Source organism: Acidimicrobiales bacterium (assembly GCA_035547835.1).
Lineage (GTDB): Bacteria > Actinomycetota > Acidimicrobiia > Acidimicrobiales > Iamiaceae > DASZTW01.
Window position 1 is genome coordinate 784,987 of record DASZTW010000005.1, and the last position, 17,781, is coordinate 802,767.

Below are 17,781 nucleotides of genomic sequence, written 5' to 3' on the forward strand. Positions count from 1 at the left end.
CCTGCAAGGAGAAAAGCGGAGATATCTCCGTCCACCTCAGCGCAGCATGACGCCTCCAGATCCCTTCACGACCGACCACGGTCGCTGGGCGCGCGCTCAGTCCGCGGGCTGCGTCAACCCAAGATGATGTCGACCGACGACCCGTGTTTCACGGTGGTCCCACTGCCCGGTCGGTAAGCCACCGGAGTGCCGGTGATGGGACCGCTCACATTGCCCGGCCGGAGCCCCACGGCCTGGAGCCGGGCGATTGCCTCAGCCTGGGTGGTGACCCCCGCGATCGACGGCACTTGCACGGGCTGCGGGCCCTTGGACACCACGACCACCACCGTCGAGCCCCGCGGCACCTGGGTGCCCGGGCCCGGCTCGGTCCCGATGACCTGTCCGCTCGGGATCGTGTCGTTGTAGTCGGTGCGCTGGGCGGTGTGGAGACCCATCTGCTGCAGCTTCTGGGCCGCCGACGTGGGATCAGTGCCCGTCAGCCCGCTCGGGATGACCCGTGGCTTCGGGCCATTCGACACGACCACCCCGATCGTGGCGCCCTTTTCGACCTGCTTGGGGGTGCCGTCCTTGAGGCCCATCACGATGCCCCGAGCGACGGTCTCGTCGTAGGCGTACTCGGGCTGCACGCTGAGCTGGAACGCCGGGGCCCCGAGCAGCGTCTTGACCGAGCCGAGGTCGTGACCCGCGAGGCCATCGGGAACCCTCACCAGCGTGTTCCCGTCGGAGATCACCAAGGTGAGCGTGCCACCCTCCTCGAGCTTCTTGCCGGCCGCCGGGCGGGTGCCGATGATGTTGCCGCGGGTGGAGCCGTCCTTGCGGGAGTGCGCGAACGCGACGTTCCAGTGGTAGCCGAGCGCCTTCACTTGTGCCTCGGCTTGGCGCTGGTTCAAGGTGCCCGCGCCGATCGTGGCGGGCACGGCGTGCGCGGGCTTGGCGGTGAGCGCCTGGTACCCGAAGAACCCGCCGACACCGATGCCGGCGAGCAGCAACAGCGCCACCAGCGCAGTGCCGATCCGTCGCCCCGCACCACGACGTTCCTTCTGCGCCGTGGCGCGCCGCGCGCGGCGCTGGTCCCTCGCCGCCTTGCGCCCTTGACGGCCGGCGGCCGGCGCAACGGGCGAGACACCGATCTGCGTGTCCGAGCCAGCGTCGCGGACCGGGCCCACCACGGCGGTGCGGTCGAGGTCGGCGTCGGGCGCCCCGGCGAGCACGGGGTAAGGCGCGGCGCGGGTGGCGTCGGGGTCGTCGTCGCCGTCGGCCAGGATCCCCGCCGCGGCCGAGCTCGGGATCGACGTGGGATCGGCGTCGACGAGCGGGATGTCGGGGTCGCTCGCGGCCGTACCGGCCAGTGGCAGCGGCTGGGGCACGGGCAGATCCCGGGCCGCCGCGAGCAGCGCGGTGACGAGACCGTGCGCGTCGAGCCGATCGGCTGGGTCGGTGGTGCCGGCGCGGGCGAGCACGTCGCGCAGCGGACCCAGCTCGGCTGGCGGCTCGAGCGGGCGGTTGACCCGACCCATCAACGTGCCGATCGTGGTGTCCGCCGCGAACGGGACTTCGCCAGTCACCGCCTCGCAGAGCACCAGGGCCAAGGCGTACACGTCGGCCTTGCCGTCGAGCCGTTCACCGCGTGCCTGCTCGGGCGCCGCGTAGCGGGCAGTGCCGAGCACGGCGCCTTGCGGTTCGGTCCACGCCGCCTCGGCCAGCGCGCGTGCGAGGCCGAAGTCGGCGACGCGCAGGCGCCCTTCCTCACCGAACAACAAGTTGGCGGGCTTGATGTCGCGGTGGACCAAGCCGCGGCTGTGCGCGTACTCGAGCGCACGGCCCGCCTCGAGCCCCACTCGCAGCGCTTGTGACGGGCTCAGCCGCCGGCCTTTGTCGAGCATGCCGCGGACGCTGCCACCGCCCAGGAACTCGAGCACCAGGTACGGGACGTCCTCCTGGCCCCAGTCGTAGACGGCCATGACATGCGGGTGGTTGAGGGCGGCCGCGGCCTGGGCCTCCGCCTGAAAGCGGCGCAGAAAATCGTGGTCGTCCGCGAGGGCGACGTGCAGCATCTTGACCGCGACCCGGCGACGGAGCCTGACATCGTCGGCCAGGAAGACCTGGGCAGAAGCCCCCACGCCGAGCGGGGCGATGAGGCGATACCGGCCGCCGAGCACACGACCGAGTGCATCGGTCAGGCGCGACTGGGCCATCACGCAAGCGTACCGGCGGCCCTTGCCGGGCCGGGGGATGGTGCCGCGCCAGAGGGCCGCCCGCCAACGGCAACAATGAGGGAGTTGCCCGCCTCCATGACCCCTCCTGAAACCCCACCCGACACCGAGCCGGCCGACCACCGTTACGCCTGGCCATCCGCCGACGTCGGCGACGATCCCCACCGGTGGGTGCGCCGCACGGTGTTCGGCCTGCTGCTCATCGGCGCGGCCGCGTTCGTGGTGTTCGCGTTCAGCCACGCGCCCAGCAACGAACAGGCGCCCACGCATGATCCGGCGGTGGTGCGCGAGGTCCCGTTGCCGGGGTCGCACATCTTGCACCAGGCGCAGATCGGCGCCTACCTCCAGCAGGGCTACGACGGGCGGCTGACGGTCAACGGCGTGGCGATCCCCGAGACCGACATGGACGGCGCCATCCCGGTGACCTCGCGGGAGTACGACCCGAAGCTCGGCCCCCGACCCAACAACCGCAACGAGGTCCTGTTCACCCCCGGCAAGGGCAAGGTCATCGAGACCTACGGCACGGGCGACGTCACGCTCACGCTGCGGTATTGGAACATCGCCCGCGGCCAGCGCTCCGCCCGCACGCTCAGCTGGCATTTCACGGTCAACTAGCGAAGGTCGACGGCAGGGTCGCCGCCCGCGCTGCTCCTCAGAGCTCGCCGGTGGCGAGCAGCCGTTCGAACGCCGGCTCGTCGAGGATGGGGATGCCGAGCTCCTCGGCCTTGGTGACCTTCGAGGCGCCGGGCTCGGCGCCCACGACCACGGCCGTGGTCCGCTTCGACACGCTGCCGGGCGACTTGCCACCGCGCGCCTTGATCGCGGCCTCGGCGGCCTCGCGGCTGTAGCCGTCGAGCGTGCCGGTGACCACCACCGACTTGCCGGCCAACGTCGGCTCGAGCACCACTTGGTCGGCCGGGGCGTCGAAGTTGACGCCGGCAGCGCGGAGCTTGTCGACGACCGCCAGGTGCGCCGGGTCGTCGAACCAGGCACGCACCGAAGCCGCGATGACCGGCCCCACGCCTTCGACGGCGGCCAGGGCTTGTTCGGGCGCGGCGATGATCTTGTCGAGGTTGCCGAACGCGCCGGTGAGCGCCTCGGCGCCGGCCGGACCCAAGTGACGGATGTTGAGGCCGACCAGCACGTTGGCGAGCGGGCGCTCCTTCGACACCTCGATCGCGGCCAGGAGGTTGTCGACCGACGTGTCGCCGAAGCCCTCGAGGCCACGAAGACGGTCGCCGTCGATCGAGTAGATGTCGCCGATGTCGCCGAGCAGCCCGAGGTCGGCGAACAGGTACACCCGCTGCTCGCCGAGCCCCTCGATGTCCATGGCGCCGCGCGACGCGAAATGGATGATCGCCCCCGCTCGCTGGAACGGGCAGGCAGGGTGGACGCACCGGTGCTGCGCCTCACCTTCGGCGCGCACCAACGTGGACTTCACGGGGCAGGGACAGATGGTGGGGAACGTCCACTTGCGCAGGCCCTTGGGACGCTCGGCGAGGACCGGGCCGACCACTTCGGGGATCACGTCGCCGGCGCGCCGGACGATCACGGTGTCACCGGGACGCACGTCCTTTTGGGCGACTTGGTCCTCGTTGTGCAATGTGGCCATGCCGACCGTGACCCCGCCCACGAACACGGGCTCGAGCTCCGCGAACGGGGTGACCCGACCGGTGCGGCCCACCGAGATCGAGATGTTGCGGAGCTTGGTGGTGCGCTCCTCGGGCGGGAACTTCACCGCGATCGCCCAGCGGGGCGCGCGGGAGGTGGAGCCGAGCTGGTCGCGCTGGGCGAGCTCGTCGATCTTCACGACCGCGCCGTCGATCTCGTAGTCGAGGTCGTGGCGGTGCTCCTGCCAGTGCTCGGCGAACTCGTGCACCCGCGAGAGCTCGTCGAACGTGCGGATCTCGGGGTTGACCGGGAACCCGAGGTCGCCGAGGAACTCGAGGGTCTGCCAGTGCGTCGTGAAGTCGGGGCCGCCCTCGACTTGGCCGAGTTGGTAGCACCACATGGCCAACTCCCGGCTGGCCGTGACACCCGGGTCCTTCTGTCGCAACGATCCGGCCGCCGCGTTGCGCGGGTTGGCGAACAGCCGCAGGCCGGCTTCGCCCTGGTGGCGGTTGAGCTCGGCGAAGGCCGTGGCCGACATGTAGATCTCGCCGCGCACCTCGAGCACTTCCGGTGCACCGGCCGCCAGACGCTTGGGGATCACGCCGATCGTGCGGACGTTCCCGGTCACGTCCTCGCCGGTGCGCCCGTCGCCTCGTGTGGCGGCCTGCACCAACCGCCCGCCCTCGTAGCGGATCGAGATGGCCAGCCCGTCGATCTTGAGCTCGCAGACGTAGTGCACGGCGGCGTCGCCGAGGCGGCGCTCGTTGCGCTCGCCCCATGTGAGCAGGTCGGCCACGTCGAACACGTTGTCGAGCGACATCATCGGCTCCGCGTGGCGGACCGGCGCGAACAACGTGGGCGCGAACCCCGACACGCGCTGGCTCGGTGAATCGGGGGTGAGCAGCTCGGGATGTTCGCCCTCGAGGGCCTGGAGCTCGCGGACGAGCGCGTCGTATTCGGCGTCGGCGATGGTCGGCTCGTCGAGCTCGTAGTAGCGGCGGTTGTGCTCGATCAGCTCGGCGCGGAGCGCGGCGACCCGGGCGACGACTTCTGGTGGCGCGGTCACCGCCCGATCGTACCGACGGCCAGTGACGGCGAGCCTGGGCGCTATGCGCCGACCGACAGCCGGATGCCGAGGGCCTGGTCGTGCATCCGGTTCGACAAGTCGCGCACCAACGTGAGCACGTGCTCCGCCTGTGCGAGGTCGTGCAGGGCGAGACCGCACTCGGGCGTCAGCAGGGCCTGCCTCCGGAGCTGCACCGGATCGCAGCCGCCTTGCACCAGCTCACACCACTGACCCGACAGCAACTTCCAGTAGCGGCCGGCACGCTCGCCCAACGGCGCCGCGGTGGGCACGGCCCCCCACGCGACCCAGCCGCCGCCTTCGAGGAACTGGCTGAACGCCCCGGCCGCGCCGGCCGCGCCGGCGTCGACCGGCAGCGACAGCACTTGCGGCCCGGCGTTGAGCACCAGGCGCCAGTCGGCCGGACCGCAGCAATGGACCCCGGTGACCGCGTGCCGCTCGACCGCCGCCAGCGCGGCCGACAGCAGGTCGATCGTGGTGTCGGCGTCGATCGGCAGCTCGGCGCGCAAGCCGCCGGCCAGCGCCGGCTCGTCGAGGAACAACACGATCGGTACGCCGAACGACCGGCGTGCCAACCCGACAAGGGCCTGCACGCGGTCGCGCACCGCGGTGGCGGCCACCCGGAACGCCACGTCGAGCGGCGCCCCGCCGTCGAGCAAGGCCAGCCCGAACGTGACCGGGCCGGTGAGCTGGAGCTTGACCGGACCTTGGCGGCCGCTCGCGCCGACCGCTTCGCAGAACGCCCGCCACGTGGCGAACGGCTCACCCACCAGCTCGACATCGTCGGTGGGGGCGTCGGGGTCGAGTTGTGAAGGCTGCACGACGAGCGCGCCGTCGTCGGTGAACGACACGCCCGGCACGCCCCAACCGGCCTGCACGAGCATCGACTCGAACGGGGTGCGGGTCGGGAGCGTGGGTGCGGCCGGCAGCTCGGGATGCTGGGCGAGCTCGAACGCGACGGCCGCCGCGGGGTCGACGTGGGGCAAGCTGCCGATCGACGTCGGGGACCCGCCGGCGAGGACGGCCTCGGGCGACGAACCGGGAGTTGGCTCGTCCGAGCGATCGAGATCGGTCATTGCTTCCCCCGCAGCCGTGACGCTGCCTACCTGGCCAACCAGCCGTGCCGGGCGCTGCACGGCCTCGTTCCCCCTGGAGAGGTCCCCCTTGGAATAGCCAGCGGCGTGCCGCGTCGGCAAATCTCGACGGCCGTGGCCGACCAAACCCCTGCTCAGCGAAGCAACCCGTGGCCTGCTCGGGTGTCGTGGGCGCTGGTCGCGTTTCTCGTCAGCCCGGCAGTGGGCCAGGCGCTCGACGGCAGATCGGCGGCGGTCACGGCAGTGGCCGCGGCGCTCGGCTGGCTGCTGTGGACGGCGGCGCTGGTGGCCACGTTGGTGCCGCGCACGACCAGCTTGACGGTGTATCGCACGATCGCACCAGGCACCCTCGTGGCGGCGGTGTGGTCGGCGCTCGGTGGCGGCGGCCCCCTCGCGACGGCCGTGGCGGTCGCGAGCGCGGCGCTCGCCGTCGTGGTGGCGTTCTTGTCCGTCACCGGCGACGTGTTCGTGGACGGGTCGTCGTACGGCCCCGAACGTCGGCTCGCGCTACGCCCGCCGGCCACGCTCGTGCTGGGTGTCGTGCAAGTGACGTGGCTCGTGGCGTTCGGCGGGCTCGTGGCCGGTCCCCTGCTGCTCGCCGCCCGCCAGTGGGTGTTCGGCGGCGTGCTGCTGGCGGCCGGCTGGCCCGCCGCCTGGTACGCCCTCCAGCGACTGCACCTGCTTGCCCGGCGCTGGGTCGTGTTCGTGCCGGCGGGGCTGGTGGTGCACGACCCGATCACGCTTGCCGACGCCGCCCTGTTCGCCCGGCGCAGCATCGTGGCGGTGCGCCCGGCGCCGGTCGACAACCCGTCGATCGACCTGACCCGCAACGCGCTCGGCCTGGCCATCGAGATCCTCTTCGACCAGCCGCAGGAGCTGTCGATCTCACCCGGTCGGCGCCAACCGCCCGACTCGGTGGCCGTGCGAGGCGTGCTGTGCACGCCGAGCCGGCCAGCGGCGTTCCTCGACGCGGCGCGCGGCCACCGATTGCCGGTGCCGGTGGGGCCGTCTCACACGGCGGTGCCGCCGCCGACCACCTCGTCGCCGTCGTAGAACACCACGCTCTGGCCGGGTGCCACCCGGTTCCTGGCCACGTCCCAACGCGCCACCGCCCGTTCGGCCGGAACTGCGCTCCCGCCCGCGTCGCGCGTCTCGACCTGGGCAGGGGCCGGCTGGCCGTGCGCGCTGCATTGCACGTCGAAGCGGCCGGCGACGGGTGCTGCGGCCCACGTGATCGCCGCGACCTCGAGCTCGTCGCGCCGCAGCTCGTCGGCGTCGCCGACCGTGACCGTTGCCGACGCGACGTCGACGTCGGTCACGTAGCGCGGCGCGCCGCCCCCCGCGAGGTGCAGGCCGCGCCGTTGGCCGATCGTGACCAGCTCGACCGCGTCGACGCGGCTGACCTCACGGCCCGACCGGTCGACGACCCGACCCGGGGTCAGCGGTGCGCGGCGGCGCAGGAATTCCGACCGGCCGGCTTCGTTGGTGATGAAGCAGACGTCCTGGCTGTCGGGCTTGGTGGCGGTGCGCAGGCCGAGGTGGGCCGCGACGGCGCGCACGTCGGCCTTGGTGAGGTGACCGACCGGGAAGCGGAGGCGCCGGAGCTGGTGCTGGCCGAGCATGTGCAGCACGTAGGACTGGTCCTTGGCGCGGTCGGCACCGCGGGCCACCCGGCGGGTGCCGTCAGGTCGGGTGACGATGCGGGCGTGGTGGCCGGTGGCCACCGCGTCGAACCCGAGCGCGTCGGCGCGGGCGAGCAACCGGTCGAACTTCAGGTGGCGGTTGCACTCGATGCACGGGTTCGGCGTGCGGCCCGCCGCATGGGCCGCGACGTACGGCTCGACGACGTGGGTCGTGAAGTCGTCGGCGAACCCGAACGTGTAGTGGTCGATGCCGAGGTGGTCGGCGACGCGGCGGGCATCATCGACATCGGACACCGAGCAGCAACCGGTGTCGGACTCGCCGCCCCACAGCTTCATGGTGACGCCGACGACCTCGTGGCCCGCGTCGCGCAGCAGAGCTGCGGCCACCGACGAGTCGACGCCGCCGGACATCGCGACCAGCACGCGGGTGGGGTCGCCCGGCCCGTCGGTCACGACGCGTCGCTCCGCAGCCGCGCGACCGCGGCGGGGATGAGCTCGAGGGCCCGGTCGATGTCGGCGTCGGTGGTGGTGTGACCGAGTGACAGCCGCAAGGATCCGGCCGCGAGCTCGCGCGGGATGCCCATGGCCGCCAGCACGTGCGACGGCTCGAGCGCACCGCTCGCACAAGACGACGCGGCAGTGGCACACAGACCGTCGCGGTCGAGCAGGAACAGCAGCGCCTCGGCCTCGATGCCAGGGATGCACAAGTGGCACGTGCCCGCGACCTTGCCGGCCCGCACGCCGGTCTCGACGGCGTCGGGAACGGCCGTGAGCAGCCCGTCGGCCAGCCGGTCGCGGCGCCGAGCGACGTCGGCCCACAGCGCTTCGCGGGTGCGGACCAGCTCGGCGACGGCCGCGCCGAACCCCACGATGCCCGCCACGTTGTGCGTGCCGCTGCGGCGCGCCTGCTCCTGCCCGCCGCCCACCGACCGGGCCGTGAGCACCACGCCGTTGCGGACGACCAGCGCGCCAACCCCTTGAGGGCCGCCGACCTTGTGGGCCGACACGGCAACGAGGTCGGCATCCGCGGCGTGCCGGGCGAGGTCGAGCCACGGCAGGCCCTGCACCGCGTCGGTGTGGATGGGCACCCCGGGCGCCGCGGCGCGGACGCGCTCCACGACGCCGGCCACCGGCTGCACCATTCCGGTCTCGTTGTTCACCGTCATCACCGACACCACCGCCGGCAGCTCGCCGAGGGCGACGGCCTTCGCCAGCCGGTCGTCGAGCTCGGCGAGGTCGATCCGCCCGTCGGTGCCGACACCGAGCAGTGTGCGGTCGTGGCGTTCGGCCGCCGCGAGCACCGCGGGGTGCTCGATGGCCGAGCACCACACCCGGGCGTCAGGGCTCGACGCCACCCCGCCGATGGCCAAGTTGTCGGCCTCGGTGCCGCCCGACGTGAACACGACCTCCGACGGACGGGCGCCGATCGCATCGGCCACCACGTCGCGGGCGTCGTCGACCGCCCGGCGCGCCGCACGCGCGGCGCGGTGCGACCCGGTGGGGTTGCCGAACGACCCGCCCAACCACGGCTCCATCGCGGCGCGCGCCGCGGCCCGCAACGGGGTCGTGGCCGCGTGGTCGAGGTAGGTCAGGGGTGGCTCGGACACCGGCACCAGGCTACCGGCGACCCCCGTGCACCCCGCCCCGCCCGCCCCTCGCGCTCCGCCGCGAGCCGGGCCGGTAGCATCCGGGGCGACGGACCTTCCGACTGGGGAGCCGAGGCAACACATGGGCCAGATGCGCCTCAACCCGCTGGTGGGGCGATGGGTGACCATCGCCACCGAGCGCGCCACCCGACCCGATGACTTCACCCGACCCCTCCTGCCCGTCGAGGCCGACCCCGCGCGACCCTGCCCGTTCTGCCCCGGCCAGGAGGAGACGCCCGCGCTCGAGACGTACGGGCCCGAAGGCCACTGGACGCTGCGAGTGGTGCCGAACCTGTATCCCGCGTTCGAAGGCCAGGAACCGATGCTCGTCGAGAACCTCGGCCCCGTGTTCCGCCAGGCGCCGGCGAGCGGCATCCATGAGGTGCTGGTGTTGAGCCCGAAGCACGACGCCGGGTTCGGCGACCTCGACGACGACCAGATCGAGCTGGTCATGACCGCCATCCGAGACCGGCTCGAGACGCACTCCCGGGTCCAGGGCGTGCGCTACAGCCAGGCCATCGTGAACCACGGCCGAGAGGCGGGCGCGTCGCTGCGCCACCCGCACGGCCAGCTCCTCGGCATCCCGTTCGTGCCGGGCGAGGTCGCCGAGGAAGAGGCCGGCTTCCGTCGCTTCCAAGGTTCGTGCGTGTTGTGCACCACGATCGAGGCCGAAGTCGCCGCCGGGTTCCGGGTGGTCGCCGAGAACGACCACGCGCTGCTGGTCTGCCCGTTCTGGTCGGGTGCGCCGTTCGAGATGCTGGCCCTGCCGAAGACGCACGAAGGGCACCTGCGGTCGGCCGACCCCGACTCGCTGGTATCGGTCGGCCTGCTCCTGCGCGACGGCATCCGTCGCCTGTTCGACCGCGTCGGCGACCTGCCGTACAACCTCGTGGTGCACACGCTCCCCCACCACCACGACAACGCCTTCCACTGGCACGTCCACCTCGTGCCACGCACCTCGAGCGCGGTGGGGTTCGAGCAAGGCACCGGCGTGCAGATCAACATCGTGTCCCCCGAGGACGCCGCAGCCCTCCTGCGCACGTGACCTCGCCAGGCCAGGCCGCCCGTGCGGAGAGCTGGCGGCGGTGCGGTCAGCCCAAGCCGGCCGGCAAGGGAACCGTGGTCGACGCCGCGACGGCCAGCGCGCCGAAGAAGCACGCCACACCGATGGCACCGGCGAGGGCCATCCCGGCCCACTCGCGGGTCCTGGGCGCGCCGACCGACAGCCGGCGGGGCAGTTCCACCACTGCCAGGCCGGCGACCGCGCCGCCGATGAGGCCGCCGACGTGCGCACCGACCGAGATGCCCGGGATCGTGAACGTGAAGACGAGGTCGATGATCAGCCAGGTGAGCAGCCCGGAGTGCCGCAAGTCGATGCCCCGGGCCCAGGCCGCCACGATCAGCAGCCCGAACAGCCCGAAGATCGCGCCCGAGGCGCCGGCCGACGACACGTGGGGATCCACGATCAGGGCGCCGAGCGACCCGGCCACCAGCGACACGGCGTAGACCAACACGAAGCGCCACGACCCCACCAGCCGTTCGCACAGCTGGCCGAGCACCCACAAGGCGATCATGTTGGAGATGATGTGGATCCAGCTGAGGTGCAAGAAGCCGGCGGTGATGATGCGCCACCACTCGCCTTGGCCGATCCCGACCACCGGACCGCCCCGGTAGAACGGGCCTCGCGCGACGAGCGAGAAGTTGGCCTGCATGCGGTCCTGGCCGCCCTGCACGGCGAAGCCCGCCAACCAGATGGCCACGTTCAGCGCGATGAGCGTGAGCGCGGCGATCGGCTGCTGGAGCTGGTGGATGGTCGCCGCCGTGTAGACGCGCTGCCGGCCCGCTTTCGCGCAGTCAGGGCAGTGGAACCCGACCGCGGCCTGGCGCATGCAGTTGGGGCAGATGGGGCGGTCGCAGCGCTGGCAGATCACACCCGCCGGCTGGTCCGGGTGGCGATAGCAGGTGCGAAAAGGGGCCGACACGGCCGGTCACGATACCGGCGACCGCCCGGCCCCCCGCCGCGGCTGTGGGTGGCGGGACGGCTGGGCGACGGGAGGGCTGACTTTTGGCACACGGAGTGCCATAATCGGGACCGTGGGTTCTGTCCGACGTCACCTCCACATCCCCGCTCCGCCCGACGACGTCTGGGCCGTGGTCGGCGACCCGGCCCGGCTGGCCGAGTGGTTCCCCGTCGCCGAGTGCACCACCGACCTCGACGCCGACCCGCCCACGCGGCACGTCCGGCTGCCGAGCGGTCTCGCGCTCGACGAGGAAGTCGTCACCGTCGACGCCGACCTGCGGCGGTTCCAGTACCGGATCGTCGCCGGCGGGCTGATCACCTCGCACCTCGGCACCGTCGACGTCATCGGCGACGGCGACGGCTCGCTCGTCATCTACTCCACCGACGCCGAGCCCGATGTGTTCGCCCTCACCATCGGCAGCGGGTCCGGCGAAGCCCTCGCCCGGCTCCACCAGATGTTCGCCGGCGACGGCCCCGACACCGCCGGCCACCACGACCCCCACCCCGCCAGCGCCGACGACCCCGACCGAGCAGGAGGCAACTGAATGGGCCGCAAGATCCTGTTCATCACCACCGACCAGCAGCGCTACGACTCGCTCGGCTGCAACGGCGGCACCGTGGCGCGCACGCCGGTGCTCGACCGCCTCGCCGCCAGCGGCGTTCGCTTCACCCGGGCCCACCCGCAGAGCGTGGTCTGCATGCCGAGCCGCTCCACGATGATCACCGGCCAGCACGTCGCCAGCCACGGCGTGTGGATGAACGGCGTGGCGCTTCCCGTCGACGCGCCGAGCGCGGCGCTCGACTTGTGGCGGGCGGGTTACCGCACGGCGTTGATCGGCAAAGCGCACTTCGAGCCGTTCCTCGACCCGTTCCTCCGCTTCACCGAGAACACGCTGTCAGGGCGGCACACCACCGAGGCCTGGCACACCGGCCTCGACGGCGAGCGGGTGCCGCACCGCGGGTTCGAGCACCTCGAGTTCGCGACGCACGGCGGCCAGGGCCTGCTGCACTACGCGCAGTGGCTCCGCGACGAGCACCCCGAGGCGATCGGCGACTTCTACCCGGTGCTCGATGCCGAGCTGAACGTGAACGCGGCTGGCGGCGGCGACACCGACGCGCCCCAAGTGCGCCACAACGCGATCCCCCGCGGCTGGTACCACACCGACTGGGTGGCCGACCGGACGATCGCCTGGCTCGACGGGCTCGATGACGACGCCGACTGGTTCTGCTGGGTGAGCTTCCCCGACCCGCACCACCCGTGGGACCCACCGCAGTCGGAGCTCGGACGCGTGCGCTGGCAGGATCTCGACCTCCCCGAGGGCTACCCCGTCGATCGGGCGCAGCGCGAAGCGCTGCTCGACGCCAAGCCCCGCCACTGGAAGGCCTGGTACGACGGCTCGTGGGTGTCGAACTACGAAGCCCCGGCGCGCTGGGTGCCGGCCACGCTCACGCCCGACCAGGTGCGTGAAGTGAACGCCTTGACCCACATCGAGAACGAGCTGATCGACGAAGCCGTGGGCCGCGTGCTCGCGGCGGTCGACCGGCGCGGTTGGGGCGGCGACACCGACGTGATCTTCACCACCGACCACGGCGAGCTCCAAGGCGACTTCGGCTTGCTGTTCAAGGGCCCGTACCACGTCGACTCGCTGATGCGGCTGCCGTTCGTGTGGCGACCCGCACCGTCGGCGGGCGTGGCCCCCGCGGTGGTCGACGCGCCGGTCGGCCATGTGAGCCTCGCTGCGACGTTCGCGTCCATCGCCGGCATCGAGCCTCCCGCCACCGCGCAGGCCCCGCGGCTGCCGCTATCGGCCGCGGAGGCCACCGACCTCGGCCACGAGCGGGTGCTCACCGAATGGGACAGCGCTTTGTTCGGCAAGATCGTCCGGCTCCGCACCATCTGCCGCGACGGCTGGGTGGCCACCACTTACCTGCCCGGGTCGAAGCACGACGGCAGCGAGGGCGAGCTGTACTCGCTGGTCGACGATCCACTCCAGCACGACAACCGCTGGGACGACCCGGCGCTGGCGTCGCTGCGCGGCGACCTCGTGGCTGACTTGTGGGACCACCTCCCCGAGGCGCGCTCGCCGCGCCTGCCGGTCGACGCCCCCGTCTGATCCGGCGCACTCGACGGGGTCGACGGCAGCCGAACCGCCGCTGGCCCGCTGCTGACGAAGCTGACCAGCCGATCTGACGTCTCGACAAGTCCACGAACGCTTTTGTTCACAGATCCTTCGGCGCCTATCGTGCTCTCGTGCGCACCCCCCGAACCGGAGTCGCCGTCGTCGTCGCGCTGGCCACCTTGGTGGCCACGAGCCTGACCACCGCCGGCGTCGCCGCGGGCACCCCGCGCCGGACCACGTCGTCGACCGCGGTCGCCGCGGGCTTCCCGGCCCTGCCGCCGGCCAAGTACAAGACGGTGTCGAGCGACGTCGCCATCACCATGGACGACGGCGCGCAGCTCGGCGCGACCATCACGTTCCCGTCTCGCGACGGCAAGACGGCGGCGCCCGGCCGCTTCCCGGTGATCTTCTCGATGACGCCGTACGGCCGCAAGACCTTGTGCTCGTGCGGCGACCCGACGATGTACGCGAGCCGCGGCATCATCGCGGCGTCGGTCGACACGCGGGGCACGGGCGGCAGCGAGGGCAACCTCGACGACAACTACTTCTCGCCCCGCGAAGCCCGCGACGGCTACGAGCTGACCGAGTACTTCGGCACCCGGCGCTACTCCACCGGCAAGGTCGGCATGCAAGGCGGTTCGTACGTCGGCATCACGCAGTACCTCACCGCCGAACAGCAACCACCGCACCTCGTGGCCATCGCCCCGCAAGTCGCGCTGGCCGACTTGTACCGCGACGCGTTCGCGCACGGTGGCATCCCCAACATCTTCTTCGACGCGCAGTACATCGCCGTGCAAGGCGGGCCGGGTCTGGTCGGCCCGGGCGGCACGAGCCAGCTGCCGATGACCGTGCGGGCCAAGATCGGTCAGCTTCTCGGGACCCCGATCGCGCTCGACTTCCTCGCCCGACCCAACGACGACCCGTTCTACCGCGACCGGTCGCCCTACTACCGGGCCAACCGCATCAAGGTGCCGGTGCTGATCCTCGACGGCTGGCGCGACGGGTTCGTGCGCGGCGCCACCGAGATGTACCAGGCGCTGTCGCGCCGCAAGGGCGTCGAGACCCGTCTGGTGGTCGACCCCTGCACGCACAAGGGGTGCGGCGGGGAGTTCGCGCCGCTCACCAACCCGCCGGGCGTCGACAGCACGAGCGCGGTGCAGTTCGAGTTCTTCCGCCACTACCTGCTGGGCCAGTCGGTGCCCAAGCGCGCCAACGTGCGCTACTACGTGCAGGCTGCCAACCGGTACGCCGAGTCGTCGACGTGGCCGCCGTCGAGCTCGCGCGACCTCAAGTTCACGTTGCAGCGCGGTGCGCTGACCACCAAGGCGTCGGGTCGGTCGACCGCCAGCTACCTGACGAACCCGCTCGAGGGGCTCAGCACCCCGCTCGAGGACTACGGCACCGTGGCGGCCAGCCCGTACGTCCCGCTCGACCAACGTCTCGCCACCGGCCAAGGGCTCACGTGGCGCACCGCGCCGCTCACCCGTGCCACGACCATCGCGGGGCCGACCCAGCTGCACTTGGTGGCAGCGTCGACGGCCACCAACACCGATTGGGTGGCAAAGCTCAGCGACGTGGCGCCCGACGGCAGCGAGACCCTCATCTCCAACGGCTACCTGCGCGCTTCGCATCGCCAGCTCGACCCCGAGCGGAGCACCACGGCGTCGCCGTACCACACCGACACCGACCCCACCGAGATCGTCCCCGGCCGCTACTACGCCTACGACATCGGCATCTGGCCGACCGCGTACCGCCTGCGCGCCGGCCACCGGCTCCAGCTCCGCCTGACCAGCGTCGACCTGCCGACGCACGCCCCCGCCTCGATCGGCCTCGCCAAGGGCAAGTTCGGCCTGTCGGTCGACATCACCCCGCTGCTGCCGGCCCTCAACACCGTGAGAGAGGGTGCCCGCGATGGCTCTTGGCTCCTGGTCACGACGGCAGGGTGACGGCACCCGCTCGCGGCGGACCCGGAGTGGCCGGCTGCTCGCGAGCGCCGCGGCCGGCTGTGCCGTCGCCGCGCTGGTCGCCGCGGCGTCGATCGCTCCGGCGTCGATCGCTCCGGCCACCGCGGCGCCGGGCGCGCACGGCAGCGGCCTGACCGGAGCGCCGCTCGTGGCTGCCAAGCCTCGGGTGGCGTCGCTCACCGCGGCACCGGCCACTGCACCCATCGCGCTCGACGCAGGCCTCGCCGACTGGCACGGCCGACCCGCCCACCTCGCCGGCACCGCGCACTACGACCGCGGCGAGTGGATCTACGAGAACTACCCGTTCACCGCGTACGGGGCGGCGATCCCGGGGTTGAGCGTCGCCTTCGGGCTGCTCGACCAGGTGGTCCACGCGGTGACGCCCGCCGAGCGCGTGCCCGGCGGCCTCGACGAATTCGCGCCCACCACCGGCGCGGGGCCGTTCGTGCCCCAGGCCGACTTGTCCGAGCTGCGCTTCACCGTGCGCGGCAGCGACCTCTACGTGCTGGCCCGCACCACCACGATGCAACAGCCCGTCCAGACGGCGCTGCTGTTGCTGTTCGACGCGTCGGGTGTCCACGCGTCGCGCACCGTGCCGTTCGGGTCCGGGTTGCGCACGACCGCCGCCGACACCGCGGTGCTCGTGACCGCCGCCGGCGCGCACATCGTCGACCTGCGCACCGGGCGCACCACCACCGCGCCCGCCGCGGCCGACCCCGCCGGGTACGACAACTCGCTCGTCGCACGCCTGCCGCTGGCGCAGGTGGGCGGGTCGCACGGCGCCTCGCTGCGGGTGGTGGGGGCCACCGGAGTGGTCGCGCCCGGCTCGTACACGCTGACGAGCCCGCCGCTGGAAGGACCGCTCGCCGAAGTGGTGCCGCGCTTCGACGAGCCGGTGCGGGCGACGTACGACCACCTCCAGGCGCTGGCGCTCGCCGACCACGACATCGACCGGTACTTCACCACCGTGTCGGTCGACCGCCTCCGGCGCGGCGACAGCGAGCAGCTGCTGCCCGGCGTCGGGTACTCGGTGCGCACCATCGAGTACGACACCCCGACCTCGTCGGAGGGCGGCACCAACGGCACGCTGCGCGATTACGGCCTGTACGTGCCGGTGGGCTTCGACGGCCGGCCCTCGCCCGCCACCTTGGTGCTGCGCGGCTCGGGCATGACGCCGCACAGCCTGGCGTCGATCACGCCGGGCCTGTTCCAGGAGCTCGGCGACGACAACCACGCGATCGTGGTGAGCCCCGGCGGCCGCAGCGACCTCGACGAGTGGTCGGGCGCGGCCTACCTCGACGCCGACCGCGCCCTCGACGATGCCGAAGCGCTGCTGCCCATCGACCGCGACCGGGTCACCGTCGCCGGCTACTCGATGGGCGGGTTCGGCACGTACCTGTTCGCATCGACCCAACCCGACCGCTTCGCCGCCGGGTTCGTGATCGAGGGGCCCGTCGGCGGCAACCAGCCCGCCACCACCACGACCGGGCTGCCCGATGTGGTGCCCAACCTCGTGAACGTGCGGGCGACGCCGATCGAGATCTACCAGGGCGACATCGACGCCAATGTGCCGATCACCAACGGCCTGGCCGCGGCCGACCAGCTCGAGGCGCTCGGCTACCGCTACCGGCTCGACATACTGCCGGGCAACACCCACTTCACGCCCGGCATCTTGAACGACTACCGGGTCGGCGCCGACTTCCTCCGCGGCGCCCGCCGCGACACCGCCCCCGCCGAGGTGCACTTCAGCCGGATCATGCCGTTCGAGCACGCCGTCGACCAGGTCACCCACACCGACGCGCCGGGCATCGGCAAGTCCGCGGGGCTGCGCTTCGACCACGCCTGGTTCGTCCACGACCTCGAAGCGGTCGACCCCGCCGGCGGCACCGCCAGCATCGACGTGCGGACGTTCGCACGGCCGGGAATGGCCACCAACCCCGAACAGCACGTCGGCGTCGCGCCGGGCACGCCAGGCGGCGAGCTGCCGTCGCTGTACCAGGAGCAGGTCTGGCAACCGACGTTGTTGCCCGGCGCCGCCCGCAACGCGCTCGACGCGCGCCTCACCGGCACGCGGGCCGTCACCCTCGACCTCGCCGGCATGGCCCTCACCGCAACCGCACCGCTGACCGCCACCGTGCGCACCTCCTCGCCGGCCACGATCACGTTCACGGGCGGCGGCTCGGGCTGCGCGTCGGTATCGATCGACGACGGCCCACGTGCGTCGACCACCGACGCAGCGAACATCGTGGTCGCCGTCCCTGCGGGCACGCACACGATTCGCCTCCAGCCCGGCACCTGCACGTCGCAGCCCTGAGGGATCTCGTCGGCCCGACCGAATGACGTACACGGCTCGGGGCTGGTGCTGTTCGGCCTGGAACACGGCCCA

Annotated in this window: 13 protein-coding genes; 7 read left to right on the plus strand and 6 right to left on the minus strand. The window is 72.3% G+C overall.

Going from position 1 to position 17,781, the window contains the following annotated elements:
• Positions 1–113: 113 nt before the first annotated feature.
• Positions 114–2,195: a protein kinase gene (locus tag VHA73_05920; protein ID HVX17551.1), complete on the minus strand. Its 2,082-nt coding sequence runs from the start codon at positions 2,193–2,195 to the stop codon at positions 114–116.
• Positions 2,196–2,291: 96 nt separating this feature from the next.
• Here VHA73_05920 and VHA73_05925 point away from each other — a divergent pair, with 96 nt between their 5' ends.
• A complete protein-coding gene (locus VHA73_05925; GenBank protein HVX17552.1) occupies positions 2,292–2,828 on the plus strand; it encodes a hypothetical protein in 537 nt (178 codons plus the stop codon).
• Positions 2,829–2,865: 37 nt separating this feature from the next.
• Here VHA73_05925 and ligA read toward each other — a convergent pair whose 3' ends face one another.
• Entirely contained in the window at positions 2,866–4,890 is a 2,025-nt protein-coding gene (gene ligA, locus VHA73_05930) for an NAD-dependent DNA ligase LigA (protein HVX17553.1), read from the minus strand.
• A gap of 41 nt (positions 4,891–4,931) precedes the next feature.
• Positions 4,932–5,984 (minus strand): hypothetical protein, encoded by a 1,053-nt coding sequence (locus VHA73_05935; GenBank protein ID HVX17554.1) that lies wholly within the window; start codon positions 5,982–5,984, stop codon positions 4,932–4,934.
• Between the two features lie 180 nt (positions 5,985–6,164).
• Here VHA73_05935 and VHA73_05940 point away from each other — a divergent pair, with 180 nt between their 5' ends.
• Positions 6,165–7,055 (plus strand): hypothetical protein, encoded by an 891-nt coding sequence (locus tag VHA73_05940; protein HVX17555.1) that lies wholly within the window; start codon positions 6,165–6,167, stop codon positions 7,053–7,055.
• On the opposite strand, the gene mnmA is transcribed toward VHA73_05940, so the two are convergent.
• Both mnmA and VHA73_05950 read right to left on the minus strand, forming a co-directional pair.
• Positions 7,013–8,098, minus strand: coding sequence for a tRNA 2-thiouridine(34) synthase MnmA (mnmA, locus tag VHA73_05945; GenBank protein HVX17556.1), 1,086 nt, complete (start codon positions 8,096–8,098; stop codon positions 7,013–7,015). The two genes, VHA73_05940 and mnmA, sit on opposite strands and share 43 nt — an antisense overlap.
• Complete coding sequence (locus VHA73_05950; protein HVX17557.1) at positions 8,095–9,252, minus strand: cysteine desulfurase family protein; 1,158 nt, start codon at positions 9,250–9,252, stop codon at positions 8,095–8,097. The genes mnmA and VHA73_05950 overlap by 4 nt, the downstream gene beginning before the upstream one ends.
• Positions 9,253–9,373: 121 nt before the next feature.
• Between VHA73_05950 and galT the strand changes: the two genes are divergently transcribed.
• On the plus strand, positions 9,374–10,336 hold the full coding sequence (gene galT / locus VHA73_05955; protein ID HVX17558.1) for a galactose-1-phosphate uridylyltransferase: 963 nt from the start codon (positions 9,374–9,376) through the stop codon (positions 10,334–10,336).
• A 46-nt stretch (positions 10,337–10,382) separates the two neighbouring features.
• Here galT and VHA73_05960 read toward each other — a convergent pair whose 3' ends face one another.
• The gene (locus VHA73_05960) at positions 10,383–11,273 is read right to left on the minus strand and encodes a rhomboid family intramembrane serine protease (protein ID HVX17559.1); all 891 of its coding nucleotides are present in this window, start codon (positions 11,271–11,273) and stop codon (positions 10,383–10,385) included.
• A 112-nt stretch (positions 11,274–11,385) separates the two neighbouring features.
• On the opposite strand from VHA73_05960, the gene VHA73_05965 reads away from it, so the two are divergent.
• The 4 genes from VHA73_05965 to VHA73_05980 all read left to right on the plus strand — a co-directional run bounded on the left by VHA73_05965 (position 11,386) and on the right by VHA73_05980 (position 17,709).
• The gene (locus VHA73_05965) at positions 11,386–11,856 is read left to right on the plus strand and encodes an SRPBCC family protein (GenBank protein HVX17560.1); all 471 of its coding nucleotides are present in this window, start codon (positions 11,386–11,388) and stop codon (positions 11,854–11,856) included.
• Complete coding sequence (locus VHA73_05970) at positions 11,857–13,425, plus strand: sulfatase-like hydrolase/transferase (protein ID HVX17561.1); 1,569 nt, start codon at positions 11,857–11,859, stop codon at positions 13,423–13,425.
• Positions 13,426–13,562: 137 nt separating this feature from the next.
• Positions 13,563–15,377, plus strand: a complete 1,815-nt coding sequence (locus tag VHA73_05975; protein ID HVX17562.1) for a CocE/NonD family hydrolase — start codon at positions 13,563–13,565, stop codon at positions 15,375–15,377.
• Positions 15,343–17,709, plus strand: a complete 2,367-nt coding sequence (locus VHA73_05980; protein HVX17563.1) for a hypothetical protein — start codon at positions 15,343–15,345, stop codon at positions 17,707–17,709. Before VHA73_05975 ends, VHA73_05980 begins: the two co-directional genes overlap by 35 nt.
• Positions 17,710–17,781: the final 72 nt, after the last annotated feature.